This is a genomic window from Isoptericola sp. NPDC019571, assembly GCF_044389385.1.
GTDB classification, from domain to species: Bacteria; Actinomycetota; Actinomycetes; order Actinomycetales; family Cellulomonadaceae; genus Isoptericola; species Isoptericola nanjingensis.
On sequence record NZ_JBIRXZ010000001.1, the window covers coordinates 427,926 to 434,560 of the forward strand.

7 protein-coding genes are annotated in these 6,635 nt (G+C 73.2%); 6 read left to right on the forward strand and 1 reads right to left on the reverse strand.

Translation table 11 applies throughout. The annotated features are described in order from the left end of the window. Positions 1-2: 2 nt before the first annotated feature. The 4 genes from ACH443_RS01990 to ACH443_RS02005 all read left to right on the forward strand — a co-directional run bounded on the left by ACH443_RS01990 (position 3) and on the right by ACH443_RS02005 (position 3,855). The gene (locus tag ACH443_RS01990) at positions 3-1,307 is read left to right on the forward strand and encodes a TRAP transporter large permease (RefSeq protein ID WP_429765819.1); all 1,305 of its coding nucleotides are present in this window, start codon (positions 3-5) and stop codon (positions 1,305-1,307) included. Between the two features lie 59 nt (positions 1,308-1,366). Beyond that, entirely contained in the window at positions 1,367-2,206 is an 840-nt protein-coding gene (kduI, locus tag ACH443_RS01995; protein WP_430589323.1) for a 5-dehydro-4-deoxy-D-glucuronate isomerase, read from the forward strand. Between the two features lie 37 nt (positions 2,207-2,243). Next, entirely contained in the window at positions 2,244-2,993 is a 750-nt protein-coding gene (locus ACH443_RS02000; RefSeq protein WP_429765815.1) for an IclR family transcriptional regulator, read from the forward strand. 112 nt (positions 2,994-3,105) lie between these two features. Then, positions 3,106-3,855: an SDR family oxidoreductase gene (locus ACH443_RS02005; RefSeq protein ID WP_430589450.1), complete on the forward strand. Its 750-nt coding sequence runs from the start codon at positions 3,106-3,108 to the stop codon at positions 3,853-3,855. Positions 3,856-3,920: 65 nt separating this feature from the next. Here the strand turns inward: ACH443_RS02005 and ACH443_RS02010 are convergent, their stop codons facing one another. After that, positions 3,921-4,679: an IclR family transcriptional regulator gene (locus ACH443_RS02010; protein WP_430589324.1), complete on the reverse strand. Its 759-nt coding sequence runs from the start codon at positions 4,677-4,679 to the stop codon at positions 3,921-3,923. Between the two features lie 67 nt (positions 4,680-4,746). Here ACH443_RS02010 and eda point away from each other — a divergent pair, with 67 nt between their 5' ends. Continuing rightward, positions 4,747-5,400, forward strand: coding sequence for a bifunctional 4-hydroxy-2-oxoglutarate aldolase/2-dehydro-3-deoxy-phosphogluconate aldolase (gene eda / locus ACH443_RS02015; RefSeq protein ID WP_430589325.1), 654 nt, complete (start codon positions 4,747-4,749; stop codon positions 5,398-5,400). A gap of 30 nt (positions 5,401-5,430) precedes the next feature. Further along, entirely contained in the window at positions 5,431-6,537 is a 1,107-nt protein-coding gene (locus ACH443_RS02020; RefSeq protein ID WP_429765809.1) for a sugar kinase, read from the forward strand. Positions 6,538-6,635: the final 98 nt, after the last annotated feature.

Genomic DNA, 6,635 nt, shown 5'->3' on the forward strand with positions numbered 1-6,635 from the left:
ACATGGAGGTGGCAGCAATCGCCGGGCTGGTCCTGATCGTCGGGATCGTCGCCCTCCTCGCGCTGGGGATCCCGATCTCCGTGGCCGTCGGCACGTCGTCGGCGCTCGCCGCGATCACCGTGCTCGGCTTCGAGAACGGGCTCCTCACGTCCGCGCAGCAGATGTTCCGCGGCGTCAACAACTTCTCCCTGCTGGCGATCCCGTTCTTCGTGCTCGCCGGCGTGATCATGAACAACGGCGGGATCGCCCTGCGGCTCGTCAACTTCGCCAAGATGCTCGTGGGCCGCGCCCCCGGGTCGCTCGCCCAGACCAACGTCGCGGCGAACGCGATGTTCGGGGCGGTCTCCGGCTCGGCGGTCGCCTCCGTGGCCGCCGTCGGCTCGACGATGGGGCCGCTGCAGGCGAAGGAGGGGTACCCCAAGGACTTCGCCGCCGCGACCAACATCGCGTCCGCGCCGTCCGGCATGATCATCCCGCCCAGCAACCTGATGATCGTGTACTCCCTCGTGTCGAGCACGTCCGTCGCGGCGCTGTTCGTGGCCGGCTACGTGCCCGGCATCCTGTGGGCCGCGGTCTGCATGGTCATCGTGCACCTGTACGCCCGCAAGCGGCCCGAGCTGCGCGTGACCGAGAAGCTGTCGGGGCCGGCGAGGCTCAGGGTCGCCGGGCAGGCCGTGCCCGCGCTCCTGCTCATCGTCATCGTCATCGGCGGCATCCTGGCGGGCGTCTTCACGCCCACCGAGGCGTCGTGCATCGCCGTCATCTACTCGCTGGTCCTGTCGTTCGTGTACCGCTCGATCTCGGTGCGCGACCTGTCCGGCATCCTGCTCGAGTCGGCCCGCACGACGGCGATCGTCATGTTCCTCGTCGGGGTGTCCGCGGTCATGTCGTGGGTCATGTCGTTCGCGCAGATCCCGCAGCTCGTGACCGACGCCCTGCTGACCGTCAGCACCAACCCGTACGTGCTCATCGTGCTCATCGTGGTGCTGCTGCTGGTCATCGGGTGCTTCATGGACCCGACGCCGGCCGTGCTGATCTTCGCGCCGATCTTCCTGCCCGTGGTCACGGCGTTCGGCATGGATCCCGTGCACTTCGGGATCTTCATGGTGCTCGCGCTGTCCATCGGCACGATCACCCCGCCCGTCGGGCCCGTCCTGTTCGTCGGTGCCAGGGTGTCGGGCATGTCCATCGAGAGCGTCATGCGGCGCCTGGTGCCGTTCTTCGTGGCCCTGGTGCTCCTGCTGCTGGTCGTGGCCATGACGCCGGCCCTGTCGCTCTGGCTGCCCGGGCTCCTCGGGCTCGCCTGACCGCGCCGCCGGCACCGCCCACGCCCGTCCCACCGTCCACCACCGATTCGGAGGTTCCCATGGAACAGCGCTACGCCACGGCCCCGGAGCAGATCCCGGGCATGACCACCCAGGACCTGCGGGACCGCTACCTCGTGCCCGACCTGTTCGTCGACGACGAGATCCGCACGGTCTACACCCACCACGACCGCGTGGTGCTGGGGGGCGTCAGCCCGGTGTCCGCGCCGCTGACCTTGCCGGGCTTCCCGGAGATCCGCTCGGAGCGGTTCTTCGACCACCGTGAGGCCGGCATCGTCAACGTGGGCGGGCCGGGCACGATCACGGTGGACGGCACGGAGCATCGCCTCGCGCACGGCGCGTGCCTGTACGTCGGGCGCGGCGCGGCGGACGTCGTGCTCGCGTCCGACGACGCGGCGGGGGAGGCCGGGCCCGCCCGGTTCTACCTCTTCTCCGCGCCGGCGCACACCGCGTACCCGACCACGCTCGTCGAGCCCGGGCAGGGGACCGTGCGCGAGCTCGGCGACCAGGTCACGTCCAACCGCCGCACGCTCAACCAGTACATCCACGAGAACGGCGTGCGGTCGTGCCAGGTGGTCATGGGCGTCACGACGCTGCACCCGGGCAGCATGTGGAACACGATGCCCGCGCACACCCACGACCGGCGCACGGAGTGCTACCTGTACTTCGACCTGCCGGCCGAGGCGCGCGTCGTGCACCTGCTGGGCGAGCCCACCGAGACGCGGCACATGGTCGTGGCGGACCGCGAGGCGATCATCTCGCCCAGCTGGTCGGTGCACTCCGGCGTCGGCACCGCCGCATACTCCTTCGTGTGGGCGATGGCCGGCGAGAACCAGGCGTTCGACGACATGGACGGGTTCGACGTCGCGACCATGCGCTGAGGACGCGCGGACGCGCAGGGACGAGGAGGAACGGTCGATGAGCGAGGCGACGACGGCCAGCGAGAAGACGCTGCTGGTGCTCGAGGCGGCGATGACGCACGGGCGCTTCAGCGAGATCGTGGCGGCGGTGGACCTGCCCAAGGCGACGGTGCACCGCATCCTCGCCACGCTCGTCGACCGGGACTTCATCCGGGTCGCCGACGGCGGGACGCACGTGCCCGGCCCGAAGATCCTGTCCCTGGCCGGGGCGGCGTACGACCGGGTGGACGTCTCGACGATCGTCCAGCCGTACGTCGACGACCTCGTGCGCCGCGTGCAGTGCACGGTGCACGTCGGCGTGCGCAGCGGCGACGAGATCATCTACCTGGTCCGCACCGACTCGGACAAGCCGTACCGCATGCCGTCGCGCGTCGGCGCGTCGATCCCGCTGCACACGTCCGCGATCGGCAAGTCCATCCTGGCGCGGCTCGACGACGACGCCGTCGAGCGGTTCGTCAACCGCGCCGGGCTGCCGCGCCGCACGGCGCGCAGCCTGGCCACGCTGGAGGACCTGCGCGCGGAGCTGGCGGACATCCGCCGCGACGGGTACGCGTTCGACCGCGAGGAGAACGTGCCCGGCGTGGTGTGCATCGGCACCGCCGTCCGCGACCACTCCGGCCACTCCAACTACGGCCTGTCGATCTCGTCGCTCGCCCTCGAGCACACCGAGAGCCAGCTCGCCGCGATGGCGGACGACCTGCACAAGACGGCGGCCGACATCACCCACGCGCTCGGGGGCGACCGGTAGGGCCCAGCGCCCCGCCCGCCCCGGGCCCGACGAAGGAACGAGACACGTGAGCACCAGCACCACCGACCGCCCGACCGCCCAGGCGCCCGGGCTCGACCCCGCCGTCGCGCGCCTGTTCAGCCTCGAGGGCCGCACCGCGGCCGTGACGGGCGCCAGCAAGGGCATCGGCCTCGCGATCGCGACACTCCTGGCCCGCGCGGGCGCCGACGTGATCGGCATCAGCACGACGATGCCCGACGGCGACTCGGACACCCGCCGCGCGGTCGAGGCCGCCGGGCGCCGGTTCACCCCGGTCGCGACCGACCTGTCCGACCGGGACGCCGTCGCCGCCCTCGCCGCGACGCTCGTCGAGCGCGAGGTGGACGTGCTGGTCAACAACGGCGGCACCATCCGCCGCGCCCCGGCCGCCGAGCACCCGGACGCCGACTTCGACCACGTGCTCGAGGTGAACCTGCGGTCCGCGTGGACCCTCTCGCGCGAGGTCGGTCGCGCCATGCTGGCCCGCGGGCACGGCAAGATCATCGGCACCGCGTCGATGCTGAGCTTCCAGGGCGGCGTCAACGTGCCGGGCTACACGGCGTCGAAGTCGGCGCTCGCGGGCCTGACCAAGGCGCTCGCCAACGAGTGGGCCGGCCGCGGCGTCAACGTCAACGCCGTCGCCCCCGGGTACGTGGCCACCGCCAACACGGGCGCGCTGCGCGCCGACGAGGACCGCAACGCCGAGATTCTCGCCCGCATCCCCGCGGGCCGCTGGGCCACGCCGGAGGACATCGCCGGCGCGGTGCTGTACCTCGCCTCGCCCGCGTCGGACTACGTGCACGGCGCGATCATCCCCGTCGACGGCGGGTGGCTGGCGCGCTGAGCCGGGCACGGACCACCTCGACGTAGCGATTCGTCGTCGTCCCACACGGGGACGACGACGAATCGCTACGTCGAGGGCGCCGGAACGGTCAGGCCGGTCGGGAGCACCCGCGGCAGCAGGTCGCGGAGCGCAGCCACGCGGGCGTCGCGGGCGGGTCCGGTCATGCGCTCGACGGGCGCGGTGATGCTGACCGCCGCCACCGGCCGGCCCGCGCGCAGCAGCGCGACGGCGACGCACGCGATGCCGGGCTCGTTCTCCTCGGTCTCGGTGGCGTACCCGCGCTCCCGCGCCGCGGCGAGGGCCGCCCGGAGCATGACGTCGGGGGTGGCGTCGGGCTCGCCGCCGTACCCGGGCGACGGTGCGCCGTCCGGCGTGGCGGCCAGGAGCGCCCGGCCCAGCGCCGTCGTCGCGACGGGGATGCGCCGCCCGACGGCGGACCACACGCGCAGCGGGCGCTGCGGCTCGACCTTGTCGAGGTAGACGACCTCCTGCCCGGCGAGGGCGCCGAGGTGCACGAGCTCGTCGACCTCGTCGCGAAGCGCCTCGAGCGCCGGGCGCAGCAGGCCGGGCAGGTTGTCCTCGGCGAGGTACGCCGCGCCGAGCGAGAGCACGGCCGCCCCCAGCGTGTAGGCGCCGTCGGCCCGCTGGTCGGCGTACCCGCGGTGGCGCAGGGCCGCGAGGGTGCGGTGCAGCGTCGACTTGTTCGCGCCCACCTCGGCGGCGAGGTCGGCCAGCGCGACCCCGCCGGCGCCTGCGCGCGCGAGCGCGTCGAGGGTCAGCAGCGCCTTGTCCACGCTGCCGAGCGGGCTGGGGGGTTGGGTCATCGGTGCTCGTCCTCTATGGTGTTCCGTAGTGAACAACGTGCGTTCACCATAGCGAAACGGAGCCAGGATGTCTTCCCCCTCGACCCCGGCCGGCGACGTCGTCGCCGCCCTCGGCGCCCACCGCCTCGTGCCCGTCGTCGTGGTCGACGGCGCCGACGAGGGCGCCCGCCTCGCCGACGCGCTCGTCGCCGGCGGCCTCCCCGTCGCCGAGATCACCCTGCGCACCGCCGGCGGCATCGACGCGATCCGCGCCGTCGCGCGGACCCAGCCCGACGTCGTCGTGGGCGCGGGCACCGTCACCACCGTCGACCAGGTCGACGCCGTCGTCGACGCGGGGGCGCGCTACATCGTGTCGCCGGGGCTGTCGGCCGCCGTCGTGCGCCGGGCCCAGGAGCACGGCGTGCCGGTCCTGCCGGGCGTCGCCACGCCCAGCGAGATCATGGCCGCGCTCGACCTCGGCCTCGACGTCGTCAAGCTCTTCCCCGCCTCCGTGGTCGGCGGCCCCGCCGCGATCAAGGCCTTCTCCGCGCCGTTCCCCGGCCTGCGGTTCGTGCCGACGGGCGGCGTGAGCGCCGCCAACCTCGGCGACTACCTCGGCCTCGCCCCGGTGCTCGCCGTCGGCGGCTCGTGGATGGTCGAGAAGTCCCTCGTCGCCCAGGGGGACTGGGCCGAGGTCACCCGCCGCACCGCCGAGGCCGTCACCCTCGCGCAGCCCGCCTGAGTCGGCCCGCAGAGCCTGCAAGGAGACACGATGACCAACCCGTCCATCACCACCCGCCCGGCCGCCGAGTGCCGCTACGACGCCGTCGCGCTCGGCGAGGTCATGCTGCGCCTCGACCCGGGCGACCGCCGCGTGCGCACCACCCGCTCGTTCGACGTCTGGGAGGGCGGCGGCGAGTACAACGTGGCCCGCGGCCTGCGCCGCGCGTTCGGCCTGCGCGGCGCGATCGTCACCGCCCTCGCGGACAACGAGGTCGGCCGCCTCGTCGAGGACTTCATGCTCACCGGCGGCCTCGACACCTCCTGGGTGCAGTGGCGCGAGTACGACGGCATCGGCCGCAGCGTCCGCAACGGCCTCAACTTCACCGAGCGCGGCTTCGGCGTGCGCGGTGCCGTCGGCGTCAGCGACCGCGGCAACACCGCGATCGCGCAGATGAAGCCCGACGACGTGGACTGGGACGCCCTGTTCGGCTCCGGCGTGCGCTGGCTGCACACCGGCGGCATCTTCGCCGCGCTGTCCGAGTCGGCCGCCGACGTCGCCGAGGCGGCCATGACCGCGGCCAAGAAGCACGGCACGATCGTGTCGTACGACCTCAACTACCGCCCCTCCCTGTGGAAGGGCATCGGGGGCGTCGAGCGGGCGCGCGAGGTCAACCGCCGTCTGGCGCACCACGTCGACGTGATGATCGGCAACGAGGAGGACTTCACCGCCTCGCTCGGCTTCGAGGTGGAGGGGGTGGACGAGAACCTCACCGACCTCGACACCGGCGCCTTCCGCGCGATGATCGGCACCGCCGCCGAGGCCTACCCGAACTTCCAGGTCATCGCGACGACGCTCCGCGGCGTGAAGTCCGCGTCCGTCAACGACTGGGGCGCCATCGCCTGGTCGCGCGCCGAGGGCTTCGTCGAGGCCACGCACCGCGCCGACCTGGAGATCTTCGACCGCGTGGGCGGCGGCGACTCGTTCGCCTCCGGCCTCGCCTACGGCCTCATGGAGCTCGACTCGTTGCAGCAGGCCGTCGAGTACGGCGCCGCGCACGGCGCGCTCGCCATGACCACGCCCGGCGACACGACGACGGCGACCCTCGCCGAGGTCGCCAAGCTGGCCGGCGGCGGCAGCGCGCGCGTCCAGCGCTGACGCCGAGATAGAGAAGCGAATTCCACGAGATAGAGAGGGGGGGGGGGGGGGGGGGGCGGGGGGGCCCCCCCCCCGGGCGCGGGGTGGTTGTCTGTGGA

Coding starts and splice junctions, on each gene's coding strand:
- ACH443_RS01990 (WP_429765819.1), top strand. CDS start 3: ATGGAGGTGGCAGCAATCGCCGGGCTGGTCCTGATCGTCGGGATCGTC.
- kduI (WP_430589323.1), top strand. CDS start 1,367: ATGGAACAGCGCTACGCCACGGCCCCGGAGCAGATCCCGGGCATGACC.
- ACH443_RS02000 (WP_429765815.1), top strand. CDS start 2,244: ATGAGCGAGGCGACGACGGCCAGCGAGAAGACGCTGCTGGTGCTCGAG.
- ACH443_RS02010 (WP_430589324.1), bottom strand. CDS start 4,679: ATGACCCAACCCCCCAGCCCGCTCGGCAGCGTGGACAAGGCGCTGCTG.
- eda (WP_430589325.1), top strand. CDS start 4,747: ATGTCTTCCCCCTCGACCCCGGCCGGCGACGTCGTCGCCGCCCTCGGC.
- ACH443_RS02020 (WP_429765809.1), top strand. CDS start 5,431: ATGACCAACCCGTCCATCACCACCCGCCCGGCCGCCGAGTGCCGCTAC.